Annotated in this window: 24 protein-coding genes and 1 tRNA gene; all 25 read right to left on the bottom strand. The window is 60.5% G+C overall.

Annotation, left to right across the window (positions count from 1 at the left end; translation table 11 throughout):
- Positions 1 to 32: 32 nt before the first annotated feature.
- On the bottom strand, positions 33 to 1,139 hold the full coding sequence (locus tag IPP35_07520) for an ABC transporter permease (protein ID MBL0058947.1): 1,107 nt from the start codon (positions 1,137 to 1,139) through the stop codon (positions 33 to 35).
- Between the two features lie 29 nt (positions 1,140 to 1,168).
- Positions 1,169 to 2,083 (bottom strand): ABC transporter ATP-binding protein, encoded by a 915-nt coding sequence (locus tag IPP35_07515; GenBank protein ID MBL0058946.1) that lies wholly within the window; start codon positions 2,081 to 2,083, stop codon positions 1,169 to 1,171.
- 39 nt (positions 2,084 to 2,122) lie between these two features.
- On the bottom strand, positions 2,123 to 2,812 hold the full coding sequence (locus IPP35_07510) for an ABC transporter ATP-binding protein (GenBank protein MBL0058945.1): 690 nt from the start codon (positions 2,810 to 2,812) through the stop codon (positions 2,123 to 2,125).
- Entirely contained in the window at positions 2,809 to 3,528 is a 720-nt protein-coding gene (locus IPP35_07505) for an efflux RND transporter periplasmic adaptor subunit (protein MBL0058944.1), read from the bottom strand. Before IPP35_07505 ends, IPP35_07510 begins: the two co-directional genes overlap by 4 nt.
- Positions 3,525 to 4,877: a TolC family protein gene (locus IPP35_07500; GenBank protein MBL0058943.1), complete on the bottom strand. Its 1,353-nt coding sequence runs from the start codon at positions 4,875 to 4,877 to the stop codon at positions 3,525 to 3,527. Before IPP35_07500 ends, IPP35_07505 begins: the two co-directional genes overlap by 4 nt.
- Entirely contained in the window at positions 4,874 to 5,503 is a 630-nt protein-coding gene (locus IPP35_07495) for a TetR/AcrR family transcriptional regulator (GenBank protein ID MBL0058942.1), read from the bottom strand. The genes IPP35_07500 and IPP35_07495 overlap by 4 nt, the downstream gene beginning before the upstream one ends.
- A gap of 137 nt (positions 5,504 to 5,640) precedes the next feature.
- Positions 5,641 to 7,290 (bottom strand): chaperonin GroEL, encoded by a 1,650-nt coding sequence (gene groL / locus IPP35_07490; GenBank protein MBL0058941.1) that lies wholly within the window; start codon positions 7,288 to 7,290, stop codon positions 5,641 to 5,643.
- Between the two features lie 22 nt (positions 7,291 to 7,312).
- Positions 7,313 to 7,630, bottom strand: coding sequence for a co-chaperone GroES (gene groES / locus IPP35_07485; protein ID MBL0058940.1), 318 nt, complete (start codon positions 7,628 to 7,630; stop codon positions 7,313 to 7,315).
- A gap of 357 nt (positions 7,631 to 7,987) precedes the next feature.
- Positions 7,988 to 8,077: transfer RNA gene (locus IPP35_07480), tRNA-Ser, on the bottom strand.
- Between the two features lie 494 nt (positions 8,078 to 8,571).
- Positions 8,572 to 8,904, bottom strand: coding sequence for a GIY-YIG nuclease family protein (locus tag IPP35_07475; protein ID MBL0058939.1), 333 nt, complete (start codon positions 8,902 to 8,904; stop codon positions 8,572 to 8,574).
- 17 nt (positions 8,905 to 8,921) lie between these two features.
- Positions 8,922 to 9,515 (bottom strand): class I SAM-dependent methyltransferase, encoded by a 594-nt coding sequence (locus IPP35_07470; GenBank protein MBL0058938.1) that lies wholly within the window; start codon positions 9,513 to 9,515, stop codon positions 8,922 to 8,924.
- Complete coding sequence (locus tag IPP35_07465; protein MBL0058937.1) at positions 9,515 to 9,964, bottom strand: hemerythrin domain-containing protein; 450 nt, start codon at positions 9,962 to 9,964, stop codon at positions 9,515 to 9,517. The genes IPP35_07470 and IPP35_07465 overlap by 1 nt, the downstream gene beginning before the upstream one ends.
- Positions 9,965 to 10,140: 176 nt before the next feature.
- The gene (locus IPP35_07460) at positions 10,141 to 11,991 is read right to left on the bottom strand and encodes a phosphoenolpyruvate carboxykinase (GTP) (GenBank protein MBL0058936.1); all 1,851 of its coding nucleotides are present in this window, start codon (positions 11,989 to 11,991) and stop codon (positions 10,141 to 10,143) included.
- Positions 11,934 to 12,797: a GGDEF domain-containing protein gene (locus tag IPP35_07455; GenBank protein MBL0058935.1), complete on the bottom strand. Its 864-nt coding sequence runs from the start codon at positions 12,795 to 12,797 to the stop codon at positions 11,934 to 11,936. Before IPP35_07455 ends, IPP35_07460 begins: the two co-directional genes overlap by 58 nt.
- Before the next feature lie 399 nt (positions 12,798 to 13,196).
- The gene (locus IPP35_07450; GenBank protein MBL0058934.1) at positions 13,197 to 13,889 is read right to left on the bottom strand and encodes a Crp/Fnr family transcriptional regulator; all 693 of its coding nucleotides are present in this window, start codon (positions 13,887 to 13,889) and stop codon (positions 13,197 to 13,199) included.
- A gap of 51 nt (positions 13,890 to 13,940) precedes the next feature.
- Positions 13,941 to 14,567, bottom strand: a complete 627-nt coding sequence (gene gmk / locus IPP35_07445; GenBank protein MBL0058933.1) for a guanylate kinase — start codon at positions 14,565 to 14,567, stop codon at positions 13,941 to 13,943.
- 33 nt (positions 14,568 to 14,600) lie between these two features.
- Positions 14,601 to 16,436, bottom strand: a complete 1,836-nt coding sequence (tadA, locus tag IPP35_07440; protein ID MBL0058932.1) for a Flp pilus assembly complex ATPase component TadA — start codon at positions 16,434 to 16,436, stop codon at positions 14,601 to 14,603.
- Positions 16,437 to 16,551: 115 nt separating this feature from the next.
- The gene (locus IPP35_07435; GenBank protein ID MBL0058931.1) at positions 16,552 to 17,772 is read right to left on the bottom strand and encodes a DEAD/DEAH box helicase; all 1,221 of its coding nucleotides are present in this window, start codon (positions 17,770 to 17,772) and stop codon (positions 16,552 to 16,554) included.
- A 101-nt stretch (positions 17,773 to 17,873) separates the two neighbouring features.
- Positions 17,874 to 18,485, bottom strand: coding sequence for a hypothetical protein (locus IPP35_07430; protein MBL0058930.1), 612 nt, complete (start codon positions 18,483 to 18,485; stop codon positions 17,874 to 17,876).
- Positions 18,486 to 18,655: 170 nt separating this feature from the next.
- Positions 18,656 to 18,865: a hypothetical protein gene (locus tag IPP35_07425; protein ID MBL0058929.1), complete on the bottom strand. Its 210-nt coding sequence runs from the start codon at positions 18,863 to 18,865 to the stop codon at positions 18,656 to 18,658.
- 17 nt (positions 18,866 to 18,882) lie between these two features.
- Positions 18,883 to 19,962, bottom strand: coding sequence for a DUF3131 domain-containing protein (locus tag IPP35_07420; GenBank protein ID MBL0058928.1), 1,080 nt, complete (start codon positions 19,960 to 19,962; stop codon positions 18,883 to 18,885).
- Positions 19,959 to 20,504 (bottom strand): hypothetical protein, encoded by a 546-nt coding sequence (locus tag IPP35_07415; GenBank protein ID MBL0058927.1) that lies wholly within the window; start codon positions 20,502 to 20,504, stop codon positions 19,959 to 19,961. The genes IPP35_07420 and IPP35_07415 overlap by 4 nt, the downstream gene beginning before the upstream one ends.
- A gap of 17 nt (positions 20,505 to 20,521) precedes the next feature.
- Complete coding sequence (gene serS / locus IPP35_07410) at positions 20,522 to 21,820, bottom strand: serine--tRNA ligase (protein MBL0058926.1); 1,299 nt, start codon at positions 21,818 to 21,820, stop codon at positions 20,522 to 20,524.
- A gap of 40 nt (positions 21,821 to 21,860) precedes the next feature.
- Complete coding sequence (locus IPP35_07405; protein MBL0058925.1) at positions 21,861 to 22,820, bottom strand: metallophosphoesterase; 960 nt, start codon at positions 22,818 to 22,820, stop codon at positions 21,861 to 21,863.
- Entirely contained in the window at positions 22,817 to 24,889 is a 2,073-nt protein-coding gene (locus IPP35_07400; GenBank protein ID MBL0058924.1) for a YfhO family protein, read from the bottom strand. The genes IPP35_07405 and IPP35_07400 overlap by 4 nt, the downstream gene beginning before the upstream one ends.
- Positions 24,890 to 24,923: the final 34 nt, after the last annotated feature.

Genomic DNA, 24,923 nt, shown 5'->3' with positions numbered 1-24,923 from the left:
CTCTTTTTTGATGAAGGCGAGAAGGGTCGGGTTCACGGTTCCAAATCCCTCTTGAATTTCTTGACGGCCAGGAAAACCAAGGTCGTTCCGATCAAAGCCATTAGTCCCAAGGGGAGCGCCAGTTCCGCCACGCCCTCCCCCTTCAAAAATATTCCCCGACAGGAGACCACGAACCAACGGGCCGGGAGAATCGTCGTCAAATATCGAAAAAAGACGGGCATGCTTTCCACCGGGAAGACAAACCCCGACAGGAGCGTGGCCGGGAGGAGGCCGGTGAGGTTGGAGAACTGCATGGCCAACTGCTGTTGGCGCGTCAGCACCGAGATCAAAAGCCCCTGGGCCAAGGTGCAGGTGAGAAAGAGGACGCAGGCGAGCAAAAACGTCCCGTGGTTTCCGTTAAAAGGAATTCCAAATCCCGCCCGCGCCGCCACGTAGACAAGGCCCACGGCGGCGAGACACAGACCCATGTAGGGAGCGAGTTTACCCGCAATGATCTCCAGCGGTTGGACAGGGGTGGAGAGCAAGAGTTCCATGGAGCCGGTTTCCCATTCCCTCGCCACCGTTAACGCGGTCAAAAGCACCGAAACAATTCCGGTGACCACCACGAAGAGGCCCGTCACCACGAACCAGCGGCTGTTCAGTTCCGGGTTGAAAAGAAAACGGGTTCGAAGTTCCACCGGGGGCCCCCGGGACTCCGGAACCAGCCGGGCGGAGAGAGCGCTCTGAAGCGCGCCCAGGTAACTGGCGACGACGCTGGTGGTTTGGTTGTCGGATCCGTCGATCACGATTTGGGCCCGGGCGGTCTGGCCTTTCGCGAGGCCGCCCGCGAAATTCGGTTCGATGAACAAAATGGCCTTGGCGCGACCTTCCTCCAGCGTTCCCAACGGCGTTTCTCCGTGTCGGAGCGCCAAAGGAGTGAAGTAGTCCGCGCCGGCGAACACGTCCACCAGTTCCCTCGAAACCCGGGTCTGGTCCCGGTCCACGACAAGGAGGTGGACGCGTTTCACGTCGTAATCCAACACATACCCGAAGAAAAGAACGAGGAGCACGGGAACACCCAGGGCCATGCCGAGAGTGAAGGGATCCCGCGCGAGATGGCGGATTTCTTTCCGAGCGATGGAAAGAGCGCGGCCCGGAATGAAACGCCGAGGGAGCCGCCGGGTTACGGTCATCGGTCGACCCCCTCCACCAAACGGATAAAAACATCTTCCAGGGACGGTTGGATGTCACGCGCCGAGAGTTTCCCCGAATGGTCGGACGCGAAGAGAGTCCAGGCCGCCTGGTCTCGGACCAGGACATGGTGCGTCAACCCGTAGGGCACGACGGACATCGCCGCCCCGGACAAGAGCGCATTCCGCCATCCCTCCGGAGCAGCCCCCTTCCATTGAATTTCCAACAAGCGCTCGGGAAAAGCCTTCTTTTTTAAATCGGCGGGACTCCCGAGGGCGATGATGCGCCCCGCCCGCATGAGAGCGATCCGCCCGCACTCTTCGGCTTCGTCCATGTAATGGGTGGTGACAAAAATGGTTTTGCCTTCCTTGGCGAGTCCACGGATGAGGGCCCAGAAACGCGCCCGGGAAGACGGAGAGACACCGGCGGTGGGTTCGTCCAAAAACACGATCTCCGGATCGTGCAGGAGCGCGGCCACGAGGGAAACCTCCTGCTTGAGGCCTCCGGGAAGGTTTCGCACCAGTGTGTTTAAGGGCTGGTCGAACTTGATGAAATTCAAAAGACGGCGCGTCCTCTCGGCGGAAATAGCCGAAGGGATTTTCCGCAGGCCGGCGGCAAAGGAGAGATTTTCGGAGACAGTTAGATCGTTGTACAACGTGAACCGTTGGGACATGTATCCCACGCGGGACTTGATGGCGCGTCCGCCGTCTTCGAACGTGAGGCCGGCCACGCGGACCCCGCCCGAAGTGGGCGGAAGCAATCCCGTGAGGACGCGGATCGTGGTGGTTTTCCCCGCCCCGTTGGCCCCTAAAAAACCGAAAATCTCACCGGGCGCCACATCGAAAGTGACGCCGTCCACCGCCGTGAAATCGCCGAAGCGGACCGTGAGGTCCAATGCCTCGACGGCCTTCACGTCCCGACCTCCGCGCGGCGGACGAAAAGCTCCGCGAAATTATTGGCGTTTTCTCTTTCCAGGATCGCCCGGGGCGCTCCGGACGTCCAGATCCGCCCGCTTTCCAGCAGAAAAACCTCCCCGCAACGTTCCGCTTCGTCCATGTAGGCCGTGGCGATCAAAATCAAAATCCCCTCGCTCCGGAGGTCGTAGAGGAGGTCCCAAAATTCCCGCCGGCTGATGGGATCCACGCCGTTGGTGGGTTCGTCCAGGAGGAGGGCGGCCGGGGTCTGAAGGAGGGCGCACATGAGACCCAGCTTTTGCACATCCCCCCGACAACTGCCCCGCCGGACGGTTCTGAAACTTTTCCAGCCGCGTGAGGTGGAGCAGGCGGTCTCGCCGGGGCACGTACAGGTCGTTGGAAATTTGATAGAGGTCCCGAAAGAATTCCAGATGTTCTTTGATGGACAGATCGGGGTAGAGGCTTTGCTGTTGCGGCATGTAGGCGATGGACGGCCGGGCCTCCTCGAAGGCGGCCGTTAGGCCGTCCACGCGAAAGGTCACGCACCCGGAATCGGGCCGGAGCAACCCCACGACGGTGCGGAGAAGCGTTGTTTTTCCCGCGCCGTCCGGGCCGATCAGTCCATAAAGTCCGCCCGCCTCCAAACTCAAGGTCGCTCCCGCCAACGCCTGGTTCGGCCCGAGGCGTTTGTGAACGTCCGAGATCTGAATGGAGAGGGTATTCTTCAAAAGGTCAGTTCAACCGACATGCCCGGCTTCAACAGACCGTCTTGGTTATCGAAGGCGATCTTGATCCCAAACACCAATCGCTCGCGCTCGGTGCGGGTTTGGACATTCTTGGGCGTGAATTCCGCCTCGTTCCGGATGTGAATGATTTTCCCCGCCAGCCGCCGCTCTTCGGCAAAGGGAAGGAGGGCGGTCACCGTTTGGTTCAATTTCAACCCTTCCATGACGGACGCGGGGACGTACACGTAGGCGTAGAGGTCGCGGAGGTTGGCCAGCGTCAATATTTTTTGCCCCGGAGTGACCCACTCGCCGGGTTCCCGGTAACGGCGCAGAACGGCGCCATTTAAGGGAGATTGAATGGCGCACCAAGAAAGCCGCAGGGCCGCGTCGTCCCGGCGAAAACGAAGCCGTTCCAAGGCCTCGGCCGGCAGGGAGCCGTTTCGGTTCAGCCCGACGCCCCGCTGGTAATCCCGTTCCGCCTGTTCGGCCGCCAACCGAAGGTCCGCCCCATCCAACCGGACCACTACCGCCCCGCGGACGACGGGATCGCCCTCGCTCGGACCTATTTCCAGAACGGGGGCGGCGAGCCGGGAGCTCAAATCGACCTCCGTGGCCTCCACGGTGCCGGCGAAGATAAACACCGGGGGGTGTGTGACGCGCCATAAGACAAAAGCGCCCACGGCGAAGATCGGGAGCAGGAGCAGAAGTTTCTTTTTCATGGAGTCACCTCGGTGGAAAGACTTCGGAGGAGAGCCAACTGGGAGAGAATGTTGACCTCGGTGATCACGGACTGGGACTGGGCCTGGAGCAGTCCCAGATTGGCGGCCTGAACTTCCAGAAACGGCGTTTGCCCCGCTCGATAGGCGTCATAGACCAGCTTGGCCAAACGTTCGCGCTCGCGAACGGAATCCCGTTCGTACCCCGCTTCCTCCAAAAGCCCCGCCAGCCGGTCCCGGGCCCGTTGCCAGTCGCGCCAAAGGTTATCTTCCGTCTGGCGAAGCCGGTTGTCCGTGGATCGGGCCAGGGCTTCCTGTTCCTTCACTTGCCGGGTCACCCGCCCGGCTTCGAAGAGCGGCCAGCGAGCCACGGCGCCAAAGGTGTTTTGGGTGATGACTTCATGGACCGGCCCGTTGGGATAATCCCGACTGGTTTTGGCCAGGAGTTGCACGCTGGGCCCATGCCCCGCCTTGGCCGCTCGCGCCGCGAACCGCGCGGCTTCCGCCTCGAGGCTGAGGGAAACGAGTTCAGGGCGCGCGGAGTCAAAGGGCCGATCGGCCGCGGGCGCGAATTCCGCCCGGAGAGAGGCGGTGGCTGGGAGAGAAAGAATCAGAGTCGGCTCCGGAACGCCCTCCGGTCGAAGGGTGGCGAGAGACTCGGGGAGGGGGCGGGCCAAATCCAACGTTTTGCCCTGACCCATGAGGGTCAAGAGGTCCCGGACCCCCATGGCCAAAGCCGTTTGAACCTCGCGGAATTCCCGACGACGCGCGAGGACCTCGGTTTCGGCTTGGAGGAGGTCTTGGCGGCTGGCCGCGCCCGCTTGGTTCCTCACCCGCACATCGTCCCGTTGCGCCTGGGCCAAACGGAGTCCGTCGGCCAACAGGCGTACCTGTTCGGCGGCTCCTTGAACCTGGAAATACTGGGTTTGGGCGGCCAACCTCAACTGGGTTTCCGTCGACCGAACATCCTCCGATCGCGCCGACGCCTGGCGGCTTAACGCGTTGGCGCCTCCCCGCACCGCGCCCGAATCCCATGCCAACCAATTAATCGCCGGGCCGACGGAATAGTTAGTGTTGTCCCCAAGCTCCACGGGCGCGCCGAGGGGACTGGCCTTAAAGGCGGGAACTTCGGATTGGTGCCGATAGGATCCGTCCAAGGCCAGGACCGGGGATAGGAGCGATCGCTGGGCGCCGGCGCGGAACTCCGCCGCGCGAGTGGTTTCCTGGGCGGCCATGAGTCGCGGGGAATGGGCCAAGGTTTCCCGCTCTACCGACGCCAGATCCAACCGCAGGACCTCACCCCATCCGGCGGGGGCGAGAAAGGGCACTAAGAGGAGCAGTCGCTTTTTCATGCCGCCCCCAGCCCGCGCAGGGCCGCGTCCACGCGACGATCAATGGCCGTTTCGGTAAAAAGCGCTTTTTCGACGACAGAATAAGGAAATCCATAGGGGCGCCGCGCCCCGGAACGACGGAGCGCCTCCAACAGGAAAGACGGCAGGCCCACCGTGCACATCAAAAACGTCATGACGAACGGCAAGGGCGCGGGGGCCAACTCCCCCGCCCGCTGGGCCTCTACCGCCAACCCGCGAATGATCTCAATGTGGCGGAGAAAGTTTTTGGCGATGAAATTCACGGTGTCCTGATTTCCGGCCAACGCGTCCTGGACCAGCGTGAACCCCACCCGGCGATGGGTCCCGGCAAACCGCCCTAAATAGCGAAGGGACTCCCGAAGGCGCTCCAGCGGCCCCCGGCCTTGAATGGCGAGGGTGAAACGTTGAAAGAAATCCTCATAAAACGCCTCCAGAACCCGGCGCTTAAAAACGCGCTTGGTCTTGAAGTGGTAATGGAACATGCCGGGGTTCACCCCCGCTCGCAATGCCGCCGCCCGCACCGTGAGGGCCGCAAACCCCTTTTCCGCCACGAGGGCGCGCCCCGCGGCGAGGAGTTTTTGGTCGATATGTTGGGAGGGGCGCGGCATAGGTTTTTATTGGTCGACTGTATAATTATACACGCGACCAGCTAAATGTCAAGGCGCCAGGCGAAACCAGGACCAAATAGCAAGGGCGGGGTTCCGAAGAACCCCGCCCTTGCGGTGAACGATGGTGAGACGGATTTTTAGAAGTCGCCGCCGCCCATGCCGCCCATGCCGCCGGGCATCGCAGGACCGCCTTGCTTCTTCTCAGGGATGTCCGTCACGAGAACGTCCGTCGTGAGGAGCAGGCCCGCCACGGAGGCCGCGTTCTGGAGAGCGCAACGGGTGACCTTGACCGGGTCTACCACGCCGAACTTCAACAGGTCGCCGTACTCGTTTTTCTCCGCGTCGTAGCCGAAGTTCGGGTCGGGGTTGTTGCGGACCTTGTCCACCACGATGGACCCGTCGACGCCGGCGTTCTCGGCGATGGTGCGGAGCGGGTCCTCGAGGATCCGGCGGATGATGCTGATGCCGGTCTGCTCGTCGGCGTCCGCGCCTTTCAAGCCGTCCAAGGATTTCTGCGCGCGCAGGAGCGCGACGCCGCCGCCGGAGACGATGCCTTCTTCCACGCCCGCGCGGGTCGCGTGCATGGCGTCTTCGACTTTGTATTTCTTCGCCTTCATTTCGGTCTCGGTCGCGGCGCCCACTTCAATGACCGCCACGCCGCCGGAGAGCTTCGCCAAACGTTCCTGGAGCTTCTCCTTGTCGTAGTCCGAGGTGGTCTCTTCGATCTGCTTTTTGATTTGGGCGATGCGGCTTTTGATCACTTTCTCGTCGCCCTGTCCGCCCACGATCGTGGTGTTCTCTTTGTCCACGACCACGCGGGTGGCGCGGCCCAACATCACGATTTCGGCCTTCTCGATCTTGTGGCCTTTCTCTTCGGTGATGACCTGGCCGCCGGTGAGGGTGGCGATGTCTTCCAACATTTCTTTGCGGCGGTCGCCGAACCCGGGGGCTTTCACCGCCACGGCGCGGAGACGGCCCTGGAGCTTATTGACCACGAGGGTCGCCAGCGCTTCGCCTTCCACGTCCTCCGCGATCAGGAGGAACGGCCGGCCCTGTTGGACGATTTTCTCCAAAATGGGCAGGAGGTCGTTCATGGCCGAAACCTTCTTGTCCGTGATGACGATCAGAGGGTCTTCCAACACACCCTCCATGCGATCGGCGTCGGTCACGAAGTAGGGGGAGATGTAACCCCGGTCGAACTGCATCCCTTCGACGGTGCGGACCGTGGTGACGGAGGTTTTGCCTTCCTCCACCGTGATCACGCCGTCTTTGCCGACTTTCAAGATCGCGTCGGCGATCTTCTGGCCGATTTCCCGGTCGGAAGCGGAGATCGTGGCGATTTGGGTGATCTCGTCTTTCGCCTTGGCGTCGATGTTGATTTTCTTCGCGTTCTTTTTCAAGTCCGCGACCACCACTTCCACGGCCTTGTCGATGCCGCGTTTAATATGGGTGGCGTTGGCGCCGGCCGTGATGTTGCGGAACCCCTCGGAGATGATCGCTTGGGCGAGCACGACCGCCGTCGTGGTGCCGTCGCCGGCCACGTCGTTCGTCTTGGAGCTCACTTCGCGCACCAGCTGGGCGCCCATGTTTTCAAAGGGGTCCTCCAGCTCGATGTCTTTGGCGATCGTCACGCCGTCGTTGGTGACGGTGGGCGAGCCGAATTTCTTATCCAACACCACATAGCGGCCCTTGGGGCCCAGGGTGCTTTTCACCGCTTCGGACAACTTGTCGACGCCGGCTTTGAGGGCCTTGCGCGCTTCGTCCGAGTATTTGATTTGTTTAGCCATGGAAAGAGTTCCTCCTAGGAACTTATTTTACGTCCAGGATGCCGAGAATGTCTTCCTGATGCATGATCAGGTAATCCTCGCCGTCGATTTTAATTTCGGTGCCCGAGTATTTCCCATAGAGCACCCGGTCGCCGGGCTTCACGTCCATCGGGATAAGTTTCCCCTCGTCTGAGGTCTTGCCTCGGCCGGCGGAGATGATTTCGCCTTCCTGGGGCTTTTCCTTCGCGGTGTCGGGAATGATCAACCCGCCGCGTTCCTGCTTTTCCTTGTCCAAGGGCTTGACCACCACCCGGTCCCCGAGGGGCCGAATTTTGACCTTGGTGAGAACTGCGTCTACCATAGATGCCTCCTTGCGTTTTTTGGCAATCGGTTCATGCGACTGCTAATTTAACCGCCCATAAAAAGCCAACGGTCCGAAGGGACCCATTGGCTTCTGTCCGTCGATCAAACGCCGATCCACGCCTTCTAAATCAGCACTCGACCATCGAGTGTGATAATAATAGCGAAACGTCCGGATCGTGTCAAGGCATTTTTAGGGGCTTCCGGGTTTTCCGTGGGTTGCGATAAAAAACCACCTTCATTCGCCGCTTCGTGCGTCCACGATGGGAAAGGCACCCTCGCATAACCGGCGAAAACCGCATAACCTGATAACTTGAAAGCGTCCCTCAAGCTGTTGCATTCTGGCACGAACCAAAAATGGCGGAGGGGGAGGGATTCGAACCCCCGGTGAGCTTTCGCCCACAGACGATTTCAAGTCGTCCGCATTCGACCACTCTGCCACCCCTCCAAAAACTTATTTTAGCCTGTTTACGGCCCCTTACGGCCTTGTTTTACGGCCAACCCGTAAAAAACCGTCAAAAACGGTCACACGGGGTCGCGGTCTCTTCATCAGAAGAGTGCGGTTTTGGCTGTCCTGTAAGTGGTTTTCAAGTCGTCCGCATTCGACCGCTCTGCCATCCCTCCAGCGGAGACGTCGGCCCTGTGCCCCAACACGGCGTGCTGGGACTGCACTGACAATTTTTAATTTGTCTGACGTCGTGCGTGAGCGCCTCACACGAAGGCTTTCTATTATATCTTTCCCTCCATGGCCCGATCCAACTATTTGAAATCTTCTTGGGCTAATAATGGAACGCGGCGCCAGACTCGGGGCCCTGCAACGTTTGGTTTCCGGTGGTGACGTTTCGATAGCCTGCTTGGAGAGAAAAATGTGGGTGGGTAGAGGGAGGCAACAAGGGATCCGAGAGCAAAACAATCCCCCACAAAAGTACCCCGAACGGCCGTTTACGTGGAAACAACCGGTTTTCTCCGCCTTCGGGGGAGCCTCATTTTCCCGGGCAGGGAGGAGGGACGGATGAGGGCTTCTTTTTTGGGACGGGGAAACCGTTTTATTTCGGCTTCCCGGATGAGGGCCTGGGAACGGGTGAAACCGACCTCTCGATGGAGGAGTTTGACCGGACGACGGGCCCGGGTGTAGGCGGCGCCTTTGCCTTTGTTATGTTTCTCCACGCGCCCATGAACGTCTTTCGCGATGCCCGTATACAGAGACCCGTCCACGCATCGGACCAGGTAGACGCTCCACTCGGGAGGGCCCTTGGACACCAGGCCTTTGATCATCCGTCGGTAGTTCGGCTTCACGCCGGTTTGATGCCGAGAATTTGGAGAACCCAGCTGGGGCCGTTGTGATAGGCGCCCTCGTGGACCTCCCGCTGAATTTCCCGGGCGATCTCGAAGTGAAGGCCGGAAAGTTCATTTTGAACGTCGGCCAGGGGCATGAGAAAGGAGGGGTGGGATGGGCCGCCGGTTCCCATGGAAAGCTGGCGAGGGCTGTAGGCTTCCAAGAGGAAAATGCCATGGGGTTTCAGGGACGCCACGCATCGCTTATGGAAAACCCGACGAACGTCGGCGGGGAGATGGGCCCAGACGGAAACGATTCCGTCCCAGGCGGCGATTCCCAAATCAAATTCCGTTAAATCCGCCTGGCGGGTGGCCAGAGGCACCTTTCGTTCGGCGGCCAAACGCGCGGCTTTGGCCAAACCCACCGCGCTTTGGTCCACCGCCGTCACCGTGTGGCCGAGCGCGGCCAGGAACACGGCGTTCCGTCCTTCCCCCTCGGCGACACTCAACAGTCTCCCCGCCGGAGGAAAACGGGCGGCCTGTTCACGCAAAAAATCGTTGGGGGCGGTGCCGTAGGCAAATCCGGGCTCGGCGTACCGCTGGTCCCACATTAGGTCTTCGACACCTCGCGGACTTCATTTTTTCGCCGCTCCATGGCGACCGCCATCCGGGTCAGTCCTTCCTCGGAAATCACTTTTTCCGCGAGAGGGAAAAGAGCATCTTCTTCTTTGGCGAAGTGAGTGTCGAGCAGGGACCGGAGGGTGAGGACCCGGGCTTCCACAGGGTTCCGTTCTTGAAGCTTGGTCTTCCGGAGGAGGGCCAGCAGGGCGGCAATGTCCTCGTGCTCCTGGGAAATCTCCACCCAGAAGGGTTTGAAGATCAACGGACGGGCTTTGAGCGCGGGAAGAAGGAATTCATCTTCAAACCAGGCGTGGCCCAGGACCACGCGCTGGAGCGTCTTCAGGATTTCCGGAAAGCGCGGATTGTCCGTCCGGAATCCTTCCAGGATTTTCCGAACCATCTTATGGTCTTTCAACAACTGTTCCGTGGCTGTGGACATCACCCCTCCCCGACCCTCCCCTTTAAAAAAGGGGAGGGGGCACGACTCGACGCGGCCCAGACAGGAACGACGATCCGCCGGTCTCTCGTTCATGGGGCCTTTATTCCGTCGGAAACGGATGCCGTGAAGATCGCCCGATAAATCGGGCAACTACACTAAAGAGACGCCCGGTTTTATTAACCCCCGATCTTTTTGAGGCGGGCGGCCAGGGCGTTTCGCTCTTCCTTGAGGGCGGCGGGCAGACGGTCGCCGAAGGGGGCGAAGAACTTGTCGATGTCGGCCAATTCCGCTTCCCAAGCGCCGCGGTCCACGGAAAGCAATTCTTCCATGGCCGGAGCCGGCAGATGCAGGTGCCGGACGTCGATGGCGTCTTTGGTCGGCAAATGGCCGATGGGACTTTCCACGGCGGGGCCGCGCCCTTGGGTGCGTTCCAGAACCCAGAGCAAGACCCGCATGTTGTCGCCGAAACCGGGCCAGAGGAATTTTCCTTCCTTGCTGTGGCGGAACCAGTTGGCGATGAAGATTTTCGGCGGATTTTTGATTTTTTCACCCATGGACAACCAGTGGGAGAAATAGTCGGCCATGTTGTAGCCGCAGAAGGGAAGCATGGCCATGGGGTCCCGGCGAACGATCCCGACAGTGCCGCCCTGCTGGGCGGCCGTGGTTTCGGACGCCATGGTGGCGCCCATGAAAACCCCGTGGCGCCAGTTGAAACTTTGAGTGATCAACGGGGTCAGGTGGGCTCGTCGGCCGCCGAAGAGAATCGCGTCGATCGGCACGCCGGCCGGGTCTTCCCAGTTCGGAGCGATGGAGGGACATTGACGGGCCGGGGCCGTAAAACGGCTGTTGGGGTGCGCCGCTTTGGTCTCCATGTCCGGCGTCCAGGCGTGGCCCTTCCAGTCCAAACATTCCTCGGGGGCGGGCTCGTCGTGGCCTTCCCACCAGACATTCCCGTCGGGAAGTTTGGCGACGTTGGTGTAAATGGTGTTCGTGCGGATGGTTTCCATGGCGTTGGGGTTCGACCGGCTGTTGGTGCCGGGGACCACGCCGAAGAAACCCGCCTCGGGGTTGGACGCCCACAACCGACCGTCGGGACCCACCCGAAGCCAGGCGATGTCGTCCCCCAAGGTCCACACCTTGTAGCCCTCCTCCAGCATATGCTCGGGCGGGATCAGCATGGCGAGGTTGGTCTTGCCGCAAGCCGAGGGGAAGGCGGCGGCGATGTATTTCTTTTCCCCCTTGGGGTTCTCAATGCCCAGGATCAGCATGTGTTCGGCCAACCATCCCTCTTTGCGGCCCAGAGCGCTGGCGATCCGAAGCGCGAGACATTTCTTTCCAAGCAGGGCGTTGCCGCCGTAGCCGGAGCCCACGGACCAAATGGTGTTGTCCTGGGGAAAATGGCAGATGAACCGGCGGCTTTCGTTCAGGTCCGCCTTGCAGTGAAGGCCCTTGGTGAAGTTCGGGGAATCGCCGAGCTGTTTCCAGGCGATGTTTCCCATGCGGGTCATGATGCCCATGTTCAAAACGACGTATAAACTGTCGGTGATCTCGACCCCCACCTTGGAGAACGGCGAACCCGCCGGGCCCATGATGAAAGGAATGACGTACAACGTGCGCCCTTTCATGGCGCCGTCGTAAATGGCGCGAAGTTTGGCATAGCCTTCCGCCGGAGCCATCCAGTTGTTGTTGGGACCTGCCTCTTCCTTGGTCGGCGTGCAGATGAAGGTGAGGTGCTCGGTGCGGGCCACGTCGTTCTGGGCGGAACGGTGGAAATAACATCCGGGCAGAGTTTCGTGGTTCAAGGCTTCCAGTTCGCCCGTCTTCAAACACTCTTGGATCATCGCCTTCTTTTCCGAATCCGTCCCGTCCACCCAGTGGATGTGTTGGGGTTTCAACAAAGCGGCGCATTCTTGGACCCAATCCAATACGGCTCGATTTTTCACGGCGGGGCTTTCCAACGTTTCGGTGGTCATTGCGGCTTCTCCTTCGGTGGTGGCGCGGCCGGCTCCGTTGACGGCACGTCGCATAAAATAGTGCAGTTCTTGCCGAGCCCTTTCGAACGGTGGAGGGCTTGATCAGCGATGTCTAAAAATCGAAGCACGTCGGCGTCGTGGGGCACGGCGGCGATCACCCCGACGCTCACCGTCATGGGGACCGGCGCGCCGGCTTTGTCGGAGACGGTCAGCCTCTCGACGCCCCGCCGGATTCGTTCCGCGGCGGAAAAGGCTTCCCGGGCGTTGGCGTGGGGCAACATCACCAAAAATTCGTCCCCGCCGTAACGGCCCACGATGTCCGTCTCGCGCACGCCCGCTCGGACCACCTGGGCGATGCGGCGAAGAACCTCGTCCCCCACCATGTGGCCGTGGGTTTCATTGAACGCCTTGAAGTTGTCCACGTCGGCGAACACGCTCGCAATGGGGTATTTGTAGCGTTCCGCCCGGCGCAGTTCGTCATCCAATTTTTCCAACAAGTGCCGCCGCACAAAAACCCCGGTGAGCCCGTCCGTGTCCGCCATGTCCCGAAGGCGAAGGGCCGCCCTCTCGAGGGCTTCCGCCCGGGTGCGTTGGACATCGGCCTTTCTCCCGCCCCAAAGCCCCCAGAGCCCCATGGCCAGCACCGTGCCGACGCCCGCGTACATATAGTATTCGCCGTGGTCCCGCAGTTCCCACAGGAGCCAGCTGTTCACCAAGAGCCGATGATCGAAGTAATAGCGGATCCCCAGCAAGCCGAGAGGCGAACCCAAACCCAGCGCGGCTCCAAGGTAAAGGTTGCGCCTGGCAAAGGTTTTGAAACGGGAAAAACCGGTGTCCCCCGGAGGCGAAAACAGGGGCACGGGCGGCAAATTTTCCGATGGGGGTGGCGATGGATTCATGGGGTCAGGCCGCGGGCCGCGGAAAACAACCTACCCTTTCGCCGGACGTCCTGCCACCGGGGATGGGGAGCCTTTCTTTCTCGGCGAGTGGGATTTTATCAAATACCAACCCTCCGCGTCCACGGCCGGGGAGCGATGGATTTTCGGGTTAACCCGGATAATTCAGTTGCACGCGAGGACCGAGACGGAAAAGATGGCTCTTTTTACGAAACAAAAAAGTGAGAGCGTAGCTGGGACTACGGTCGAACTTTTTTGTGAAGTAAAAAGGGTCAGATTTTACGTCGAATCCCCTTTCAGCGGCTCTGCCGCCTCCGGTGTTCGGCGCTCTGCGCCGAACCGTGGGCAACTGAATTATTCGGGTTAAACGCCCACGCCTTCCAGGAGGTCCCGGAGGGCGGTGGTTTTTTCAAGGGTGATCCGTTTCCAACCGGTTTTGATGAAGCCCTGCCTTCGAAAATGGATCAAGGTTCGAATCGCGGACTCCGGGGTGGTGCTGGCCATTTCGGCGATGGCTTGACGGGTGAAGGGAAGGGTGGGGCCAAACTTTTCCTCCAGCCAGAGCAGGACCCCGGCGATCCGCTTCTCCACGGATTCGGTCCCGAGGGTGCGAAGTTTCTGGGCCTCGCGCATACGGCGGCTCATGTCCCAGTAGAGGGCGCGGCTGAAACTGGGATGTCTTTCCAAAAGCTGAGCGACGGTGGCCATGGGCAAGGAGATGACGCTGGCGTCGGGACCGGCGGTGGCCCCGCAGGGGTATTCCCCGGCGGCGGCGCACCCGACGCAGCCAAAGATTTCACCCGCCCGCAACACCTCGATGGTCAAAGGTTTTCCATCCGAGGAGGTGCGGGTGATTTGGACTTGGCCTGTTAACACGACAAAGGTGTTGGCGGCGCTGTCGTTCTCGGCATAGAGCCGCTCGCCTTTCGGGACCGCTCGTTTTTGGGCGGCTTCCGCCAGTCGATGAATTTCCGCCGCGGGAAGAGCGCTGAAGGGGGTCGTCTTGGAAAAAAACCGGTGAAGGTCCATGGGCCAATACATTATCACTTTTGTCATATTAAAGGCACGGTCTGTGGACCGGGAGGAAAAATAAAAGGAAGGGAACGACTAATCGAGAGGAGGAGGTGTTTGGATCAACTGCGTGATTTCGGATTCGGACCATCGGGCCCGACGGCGTTCCGCCCGAAGAATAGCGGAAAGTTCATCCGCGGCTTCCGCCAAACCGTCGCTAAGCACGACGTAATCGTATCGCGGGGCCATGGCTAAATCTTCTCGCGCGCGGGACAGACGGTCGGGCAAGTTTTCAGGGTGGGTTGAATCCAGCGATTTCAATCGGATCACTAAAGACTCCACGGTGGGAGGACTGACGAACACGAGAACAGTGTCCGGAAACTCTTTCTTCACGGTCTGGGCGCCCTGCGTATCGACATTCAAAATGACATCTCGGCCAGCCGCCAGATTTTCCAGCAGGGGCGTTCGGGGCGTCCCGTAGAAGAGGCCTTTGATCTCTACCCATTCCAGGAACCCGCCGGATTCCGCTTGCCGTTTGAATTCCTGATCGGAAACGAAATAAAAATCAAACCCTTCGATTTCTCGAGCATGGCGCGGCCGGGTCGTGCAAGAAACGGACAACCTCGCCTCGGGCTCACGATCCAGTAACGCCTGGCACAGCGTCACTTTGCCGAGACCCCGCGGGGCGGAAAGGGCGAGCAGGATTCCAGGTCGGGAGGGCATGGGGTGGTAGGCGGGGGATTGGCCGACGGAAAACTACGCCTCTTTTTCCTCCACAACCGAACCCAGAACCTCGTTTAAGGTGGTTGTTCCTTGAAGGACCTTGATCAGTCCGTCTTGCACCATGGTCCGCATCCGTTGGGGTGAATGGAAGATGGCCGCGTTCCGGATGCTGTCCGCCGTGAGGTCCGAGAGCGCCACCCGGCGAACCGTCTCGTCCATAATGAGAAGTTCGTGGATCCCGAGGCGACCCTTGTGCCCGGTGCCGTTACAGGCCTTGCATCCCTTGCCCGCGTAGACCACGGTGTCATCGGGCAGTTCAAAACCATTCATGCGGAAAATCTCCTTTTCGTCAGCCGTGGGCGCCACCGGAACTTTGCATTCGGCGCAGAGCGTCCGGCAAAGCCGCTGGGCGAGCACCGCCTTTAATGTGCTGGAGACCAGGTAGGCGGGCGGACCCATTTCGGCCAGGCGTGAAACGGTGGAGGCGGCATCGTTGGTGTGAATCGTCGAGAGAACCAAGTGACCCGTCATGGCCGCTTCCATGGCGATGGTGGCGGTTTCCTTATCCCGAATTTCGCCGACCATGATGACGTCAGGATCGAGGCGAAGAAAAGAACGGAGGGCCGTGGCGAAGTTAAAAACCCGATCTTTCCCCAAGCTGATGTCGGGGTTGACCGCCACTTGGATAATCCCGTCGATGTTATACTCCACGGGGTTTTCCGCCGTCAAGATTCGTATGTCCGGCCGGTTGATATGGTTCAGGCAGGCATACAGCGTAGTGGTTTTTCCCGAACCCGTGGGCCCGGTCACGAGAATCATCCCGAAATTTTTCTTTCCCCCCACGCCCCTCAACTGATCCAAGACCCGCTGGAGAATGTCGGGGAGAAAACCAAGTTTATTGATGTCCACTTGGACATTTTTCCTGTCGAGCATCCGCAAACTGGCCGATTCCCCGTAAACCGTCGGGATGGTTTCCACCCGGAACTCGATGGGGCGCCCCTTGGCCAGCACCTCGATGCGGCCCGACTGTGGAATCCGCCGTTCCGTCAGGTTCATGCTTTGGGTCATGATCTTGATCTTGGCCAAAATGGCCTGGCGAAAAACCCAGGGAATGCGGAAGGGGGCTTCCTTTAAGAACCCGTCGATCCGAAAACGCACGATCACCCGGGACTTTTTTCCGGCGGGGTCTTCGATCGGCTCGATATGGATGTCGGAAGCTTTCTGTTGAATGGCCGAGAGAATCATGGCATTAACGATCCGTTCGACCTCCGGGGCTGAAGCGTCGACCTCCAGGAGGTCCGTCTTCCGAGAAACGGCCTCGACCTGGTCGGAATCCCGGAAGGATTCCATGATCTCCCGGGTCTTTTCCTCCGCGGCGTCGCTCAGCTGGGCGTCGGTGGCCGGAGCTTCGTGGTCCAGAGTGGTGCCGTACACCCGATCCAATTCCTTCTCGATATCCGCGGGCATGGCCAGAAAGGCCTTCACTTCATCCCCGGTCTTCATCCGGATGTCTTCCAGGAGCAGGGGATCCCGGGGGTCCGCCATGACCACCAGGATAACGCCATCCTCTCGAATGAACGGCATGATGGAATTTTTTCGCGCGATCGCATCCGGAACCAATTTCGCCACGTCCGGATGAACGGTCACTTCTTCCAGGGCGATGGCTTGGACGTTCCATTCGGCCGCCAGAGCCTGAAGGACCGCCATTTTGTCGGCCAGGCCCATGTCGACCAGCGCTTGATGGATGGGACGCTGGCTCCGGAGAGCCTCTTGCTCCGCCCGGTTCAGATCCATAGGGGCGGCCACATGGGCATCCGAGAGAATGTCCTTAATAGATTTGCGTGTTCCGGAAGTTACTTTTTGTGCCATTTAGCTTCGTCTCATTTTCTCAATTCGCGTTTTGAGTATAGCCCGCGAACGCCAGGATTTCAATCCCTTGATAAAAATATTTTCTCGGAAGGGGGGATCGCTCCCAGGGAAACGATTAGCGGCGGCGGCGAAGCGCGTTCGTGTGGCCGCGGCTCCAAACCCGGTCCCAGGAGGTCTTGTTGGTGGGTTTAGGCGCGTCCAGTTTGGGCGGGATCTTGTAGGCAAAGTTCGGCACGATGGCGCGCGGAAAAACAAGCCCTGTGAAACGTTCGATGTCCGTCACGAACACCTGCTCCAGGGGGTCCATCAAGGTGATGGCGTCCCCCACGCCGTAGGCCCGGGCCGTTCGGCCCACGCGGTGGACATAGTCTTCGGGGTGTTGGGGGACGTCGAAGTTGATGACGTGGGAGATGTCCTTGACATCGATGCCTCGGGCGGCGATATCGGTGGCCACGAGGATTTGGGACTTCCCTTGCCGGAACTTTTCCATGGCCTCCGTCCGTTCCCTTTGCGTGCGGTTGGAGTGAAGGACCTCGGAGCGGTAACCCGCCATGTCGAGGCGGTGCGCCAAACGGTCCGCCCCGTGTTTGGTTCGGGTGAACACCAAAACCGAGCGCATTTCCGTGTTGCGTAGGAGAGTCACCAAAAGATCGTTCTTTTGCTCTTGGATGATCGGGTAAAGAACTTGGCTGATGCCTTCCGCCACCGTGGCGGGGCGGGCCACCTCGATTCGAAGGGGATCTTTCAATGCAAAGGACGCAATGCGTTCGATGGAAGCGTCAAGGGTCGCGGAGAACATCAGCGTCTGCCGCTCCGCCGGAACACGTTGAAGGATGGCTTTGATGTCGGGGAGAAAACCCATGTCCAGCATCCGGTCCGCTTCGTCCAACACCACATGATCCACGCGCGCGAGGGTAAACGCGCGGCTCTGAAGATGATCCAAAAGTCGGCCCGGCGTCGCCACGATCACCTGGGCGCCCTCGGCCACGGCGCGCCGTTGCTGATCGTAACCGACGCCGCCGATGATGGTGGCCACTTTAATGTGGGTGAACCGCGCGCAGTCTTGGAAGGTTTGATCCACCTGGGACGCCAGCTCCCGGGTGGGGACCAAAACCAACACGCGGGGGCCGGGTTTTTCCCCCGTCAGTAAATGGTTTAAAATCGGCAGGGCGAAGGCCCCGGTTTTTCCGCTTCCGGTCTGGGCCGCGCCCAGGACGTCCCGGCCTTCCAAAACCGGCGGAATCGCTTGCTGCTGAATGGGCGTGGGATCTTGCCAGCCGAGAGCCTCCACGGCGCGCATGATATCGGGATGAAAATTGAGTTCGTCAAAAGCCATGGACATCTCCTTGCCGTTGGGGCCTTCGGCCTCTCCCCAACGCCTTGTCAAAGGCGGCCGAGGGGCGGCCGGACGACCATTATGTCATTTCCGGGGAAAACTTATCGGTGGGAGAAACCGACGTACCAGCCGTCGTCCAACCGGGCGTAGGCGGTTTGCCTGGCCCGCCGGGCGCGTTCCAGCGGGAGGAGAGGCTCCGGCGCGCGCTCGGAAAATATCATCACGGGATCGCCTCTCCCTCCATCGGAGGGGCGGGGGAAAAGAAAAATACTTCCCCGGAGCGGAACGCCTCGGGCGCTCTGGCGAACCACGCGGTAGGCGTGAACCTTGCCGAGAAGGTCCAAATAGGCCTGGTACCTGGCCGGAGCAAGACCCACCGCTTCCAGCATTTCCGACCGGGTGTACGCGAGGAAACGGTTGCCGGAAGCGGTCCAATGTCCGTCGAAAAGCCAGAAGTCTTCAACATTGTCCACCCCGACGGCCTCCAAGGACGGCTCGGCCGCCAGTCGATCCCGCAAGGCATTGAAGTCCGCGCGATGGGCGCGGAAATGAGCCGGAAGGTCGGCGGGCGATTCCGATCGAAAAACGGGAAGAAAGAAATAGCCGAGCGCGGCGATGGTCCCCAACGCCACCAGAGAGGAGCCGCCGATTCGCTGAAGCGAGGAGGCGGGACGCGATTCGGTTCGGGAAGAGCGGAAGGGAACGCGGGCCATGGGGGTTATACCGTCACCTGTTTTCCGTCCAGAGACGGCGCGACGCCTCCGGGGTCCAACACCGGGGGAACGGGCCGCAGGATGAAAAAAGAGCGGGGCCACAGAGGGGATGCCCTTCCATTGAGAGACAATATATCGAGAGGGGAGTTATTTGTCAACTCCGCGCGGTTTCACTTCTTCCGGCGAGGGGCCGGGGAATCCCGTTCGGCGAAGAGCTGAAGTTGGGTCGGGTTCGCGGTGGCGTAGTCCGAGATTTCTTTCAGGGCGCGCTGAACATGGGGGTCCACCCCGACCGCTTTCCAGAGAATCCCATCGTGAAGGAGATTGGCCAGGGACAAGAACATCATTCCCTGGTCCAGACAGAGAGTGGTTCCGGACACTTGGCCGTTTCGCCAATTCAGGCTGTCGCGAAAACCGAAGGGATAGGAACGCCCTTCCTCTTTAAACGGGGCGCGGGCGCCCTGCTTTCCAGCCAGCGGAGGTTGCTGGCGGCCCGGGCAGGGTAATAGATGGAGGCCAGGCCCGCCGCGTGGGGTGTGACCACGGCGTCGGTGATGGCGCCCCAGCCGAGATAGTCCTTGCCATTGGGACTCTCCGAGGCGGACCAACCCCAGGCGGGCGATCCGATCCGGTCGGCGTGAAGAATCTGGGCCCAGGCGAAGTCGGCCGCGGATTTCCCGATGTCCGTGGCGCGCTCGTCCAGAAAGATCCCCGTGACGCATTGCATAAAGAGACCGCCTCCCTGCCACCCGGGGACCAGATAGGAAAAATTGTATTTGGTTTCCTGGGCGCGGTTCAGGGCCGACCAGCTTTCCGGCGGAACCTGTCCGGTGGCGACGGCCCAAAAACTGCCGAAACGCGTATCGGCCCCCAAATAGCTGTAGTACCAGTCCCATCCCTTTTGTTGAACATCGAAATCTTTTTTATCCAAACGCCAGCCGCCCTTGAACCAACCCCGGGCAGGATCATAGAGGTCTCCCCAATTCATGGGTGTCAGGATTTTATCGATGCGCCCCGCCAATTCCGGGACAATCCCTTTGACCACCAGCAGGCCCGCCGTGAGATTGGATAAATGATCCACGGTGGAAAATTGGTTTTCCGTCGGTTGAAGCGTTTCCGCGTTCACCCACGTGACGGGAAATCCCCCCAGGAATTTCGGGATTTTTTCAAGACTGGTCAACGCGGCTTCGATCCGGGCACGGGCCTCAGGCGCCGGCAGGAGCCCGGTCCGCCCGGCCACGGCGCAGGCGGCCAGATAAAACCCGATGTTGGTGGTCGAGGTCGCGGGGAGCCGACGGCTGGAATCGTAGGGAAGCCCTGTTTTCGGGCTGACGAAGTGGGCCAGGCAGGCCCAGGTGTCTTTATACACTCCGCTCAAATATCGCCGGTCCTTTTTGGCGAGAACAGCGGCTCCGGCGGGGGAAACGGCCAACAGAAGCGTCAGGGCCATAAAACTTCGACAGAAGCGGGACGTCATTCGGGGAGAATCGTTTTAACCGGCTCTTGAAGGGCCCAGGCGATGACCAGCCCGGCGAGAAAACCCGCGAGGGTATGGTCCAAGACGGAGACGACGGTGTAGCCGGTGGGAAAATTCCACCAATTCCAATTGGGGAGATCGCTGACGACCCCCGCGAAAAGCCCCGCCGCCGTGGCCGAAGCCACCCGGCCCCAATACCCCAATTTCGCCTGGATCAAGAGCCAGGTCAAACAGACCCCTCCCAGAAGATTGATCAACAATCCACCGCCCAACGGTCGGCCCCGGGAATCCGGGCGCCGTTCGTCAAAGGTGACGAAAGCTTGGGGACCGTCCACGGGAAGGGATCCCGCGCGAAAAGGGTTCGGCAAAACGTAGACGCCCCGACGTGGGGCGTTCGCCACCAGGACCTGGGCGACGGCGTTTTCGTCGGTGAAGGTCCTGAAACTAGTCCGCCGCCAGGGGAGAACCGTCCAGGAAATCGTCCCCCAGATAAACATGGCGAGACCGCCCAACAAGCCGCCCTTGATCAACGCTTTCATCATCGCCCCCTCCTCACCGCTTACAAACCTCCGCCCGGGGTCAGCCGGTCCAATTTCAGGTAGGGTCGGAGGGCTTCCGGCACCGTCACGGTCCCGTCGGCCTCCTGGTAGTTTTCCAGGATCGCCGCCATGGTGCGGCCCACCGCCACCCCCGAGCCATTCAGGGTATGCAGAAGGGTCCGGGTTCCATCGCCTTTTTTAACGCGCAGTCCGATCCGACGGGCTTGAAAATCCGTGAAACTGGAACAGGAAGAAATCTCCCGCCATTGGCCTTTCCCCCCGTTCTCGCCCGGGGCCCACACTTCCAAGTCGTAGGTTTTTGCGGAGGAAAACCCCAGATCGCCCGTGCAAAGCTCCAACACCCGGTAGGGCAGGCCCAGGCGCCGCAAAACTTCCTCCGCGTGCCCCGTCAACAGCTCCAGTTCTTTCAGACTGTCTTCGGGGCGGACGAACCGAACCAGTTCGATCTTGTTGAATTGGTGGTTGCGGGTGAGGCCCCGCGTGTCTTTGCCGTAGGTTCCCGACTCCCGGCGAAAACAGGCCGTGTAGGCGCAGAGAGCTCGCGGCAGGCGGCCCTCCTCCAGCGCCTCGTCCCGATAGAGGTTAGTGAGCGGGACTTCGGCCGTGGGAATCAAGAAAAGATCGTCGTCTTTGGTCGCATAGAGCTCTTCTTCGAACTTTGGAAGTTGTCCCGTTCCCATCATGGTCTGGCGGGTGACCAGGAATGGCGGAAATACTTCGGTGTAGCCGTGCGCCGTCGTGTGCAGGTCCAACATGAAGTTGATGAGGGCCCGCTCCAGCCTCGCCCCGACGCCGGTCAAAAGCGCGAAACGGGCCCCGGACAGTTTCGCCGCCCGGCTGAAATCCATCAGGCCGAGTTTCTCGCCCAACTCCTGGTGGTCTTTGGGTTGAAAATCGAAGGTCCGAGGGGTGCCCCAGCGGCGCGCATCGCGGTTCTCCGCGGCGCTTTTTCCGATAGGAACCGTGTCGTGGGGAAGGTTGGGGAGCCCCAAGAGGGCGGCCTGGACTTTTCCCTCCTGCTGGCCCACCCGCTCCTCCAAACCTTTGAGGCGGGCTTTCAATTCCTCCATCTCCTTTAACAGGGCGGAGGTATCCTGTTTCTCCCGCTTCAGGCGTCCCATTTCATCGGCCGCTTGGTTACGACGCGCCCGCAGGGGTTCCACCTCCGCCATCACGGATCGGAGGTCCTTGTCGAGAGTGAACCATTCTTCCAGGGCGGGCGCGTATCGCCCGCCGCGATTTTCAACGGAAGCGCGAACGTTGTCGGGAGAAGAGCGAAGGAACTTAATGTCTAGCATGGCGGCCATTTTATCAAAAGAGACGGGAAGGAAAACATGTTCATGGTCGAGGGTTCGCCGGGGAAGGGTCGCCGCCGGGCGGGGCCAAGGTGAGGACCGCCACTTCAGGGGGAACGCAAAAGCGAATAGGCAATACGCTTGTGCCCACGCCGGAGGTGACGAACATCTGTTGATCCCCCTCCACCACGTGTCCGGAAACATAGCGTTGACGGTAACGGGAGGGCACGATGGGCGCTCCCATGAAAGGAAGGCGAACTTGGCCGCCGTGGGTGTGGGCCGACAGGGTCACCCCGTTGACGGGCGGGAGTTTTGGAAAGACGTCGGGGTTGTGAGTGATAACGATGGTCGGCTCTCCGGCGGGGATCGGGCTCAACACCTTCAGGACGTCCGGACGGCGGGTCCATTCATCCTCGAGCCCCACGAGATGGAAGGGATGTCCGTTGAAAGACAGCGTCACGTTTTCGTTCTGGAGCACCCGGTACCCCACGTTCGTCAACGCCTGGGCCATGCGGGGGCCGTTGTACCACCAATCATGGTTGCCGAGGACCGCGTACACGCCCAGGGGCGAGTCGAAACCGCGGAGCGCGTCGGCCACTTCCTCGGGCTCCATGAAATGACCCCCCAACACCCCGAGGATGACGTAGTCCCCAAGCAAAACCACCAGGTCGGGCTTTTGCCTATTGGTCAATTTCACCAGAGCTTGGATCTTCGCCCGATCGATGTAAGGCGATCCCCCGTGGATGTCGCCGATGCAGGCCACGCGGAGCGGGCCCCCTCCCGCGGGCCAACGATCGAGGGGGATCGTGTGAACGCGGACCACCAGGCTGGAGGGTTCCAACCAGAAGGCCCAGAGACCGAAGAGCCCGAACACCAAGAGGAGGAAGGCCGGTAGGCCATAAACGTAACGGCGCCGTAACCCGAACACAGGATCGTTCCAACGGCGGGGGAGACGGCGGCGCTCCCGGTGCCGAAACGTCGCGGGATCCTTTTTCAGGCTCATGCTCCTTTCATACAAATTCTCGGACGGGGACGCCATGCTTTCCCCGCCGGGGCCAGACCCAACAGAAGGACCACGGCGGTCAGCCCCGCTAGGACCGACACCAGGAGCGCGAACCGAAAGAAGGGGGGGCGATAGATCATTTCGACGGTGGAGATTCCCCCTTCCAGCCGGACGGCGCGCTGAAAAAAATTGGCCCGTAACAGCGGGACCTCTCGGCCGTTCACCCGGGTGCGCCATTCGGGATCATAAGCGTCCGCCACCACCAGCCAGGATGGAGAGGAGGCGGTCACGTTGAACACGAGGCGGTTGGCCGAAGCGGTCTCAAGAACCGCCTCTCCCCGGCCCCCGGACGCAATGGATTCCGAACCCTCGGGCAGAAGAACTTGTTCGAGAGAGTTATGGTGCGGATGGTCCCCCAAAAATCGAAAGGCGTCCTCCGCGGACATCCCCCGACCCCGAGGGGCCACGTAGGCACGGGGAAAAGCGCCGGTATTTTCGTAGACCAATGGACCCGACGTTCTCCGGAGAACCCACGGCGCGCCCGGAATGATCTCCCGAGAAACCACGTGGCGGACAGAGAAAAGGTTCAGCCATGGAGATAACGGGGACCTCCCCATTTGATCGATCACGCGGTCGAAATCGGCAAAACGCATCTCCTCGTTGCCGGCGACGTCCAGTAGACCTTGCCCCATTCCGATGTCTGGGAGAAGCGTGTCTTTCAATCGTAGCCAGGCCCTCAATGGATCGACCCCTTGCTCTCCCGCGACCGCCCTTGTGCGGGGAGATACCAAGAAACGGTCTCCTGTTTTTCGGGAGAGGATGAACCGCGCGGTGGTCGAAGGTTCTTCATACACCCGGGACGACAAAGTGTCCTGGGCGCCCCAGGCGAAGAAGCCAAGATCCAAGAGAGCGACCATTCCCAAGCCCCATCGGACCCGGGAAGAGCGGATCCGGTCCAAACCCAACCCGCAAAGGATGGGGACGGCCAAACCCACCAGGGCCATAGCTTGAGCGGGCAAGCTCATCCAGCGAAAAGGAACCCAGGTGGAGAGCGCGGGATAAAAAAACCAATGGCGGCCGAAGGCCAGCAGAAGACCGAGCGCGCCCACCGCGAGGGCCAGACGGACTTTTCCCAAGGGATTTCTTATGACCCCCATGACCAGAAGGAAAGCGATCGGAAGGCCGAAATAAAATCCGACGATGTGAGGGTCTCCGCTCGTGGGCGTCCAGAAACGATTCCAGGCAGGCGTCAGAGACATGCGGAGGAATTCCAAGGGAGCGAGAGAATAGGCCCCTAGGCGTTCGATGTCATGCCCAAGTCCGCGCGCGCTTCTTTGAAGAAAAAAGAGAAAAGGAACCCATTGGACTGAGGAGATCAGAGCGCCCCACGTCGAACCGCCTAAGAACCAACCCAGGGCCCGGACAGGTCGCGCCGTGCACAACGCCTGGAGAAACCCGGCCATGAGAGTGTAGATCACAAACTGCGGGTGGCCGCCGAACACTTGCGCCGCGAGACAAAGGGCCGTCCCAGCCAGGGCTTTCATGGAAGGTTTGACGAACAGTCGTCCTAAACCGAGCAGCACTCCGGGCGCCCACGCGTAGGTCTGGAGGTTGCTTGGGTAAGCGTAATGCATCACGAAAAATCCGTTCAGTCCGAAAACCGCTCCGGCCAAAAAGGAGGCTCCGTTGGACAATCCCAGGTCCTTGGCCCATCGCGCCATCAGGAAACACGCCAGGGTTCCATGGAACCAGGTATTGACCCACATCCAGGAAGAGAACGACAGGACGAGCCCCAGGCTGGTGGCGGGATAAAAAAGGGCTGATTGCATGTTCGCCAAGAAAGGAACACCAGCGTAGAGGTGGGGATTCCAAAACGGGAACTCACCGGACAAAAACGATTTTCGGATGAAGACGAAGTTGGGATGGAACAACCGGAGCAGGGTGTCGTAGAAAAGGGACTCCCCCCGCCAAAGAGGTTTCAGCCAGAAAAGGGCAACGAGCCCTCCGTAACGGCAGAACAGCCCTATCCCCGTCGCGGGGAACGCCAGCCAATCCCAAAAGGCCGCCAACGGACGGTGGACGCGCGGGCTCGGAATAGGACCT

The sequence above is a fragment of the Elusimicrobiota bacterium genome, assembly GCA_016721625.1.
Taxonomy (GTDB): domain Bacteria; phylum Elusimicrobiota; class Elusimicrobia; order FEN-1173; family FEN-1173; genus JADKHR01.
This window is presented reverse-complemented; position numbering and strand designations above follow the sequence as displayed.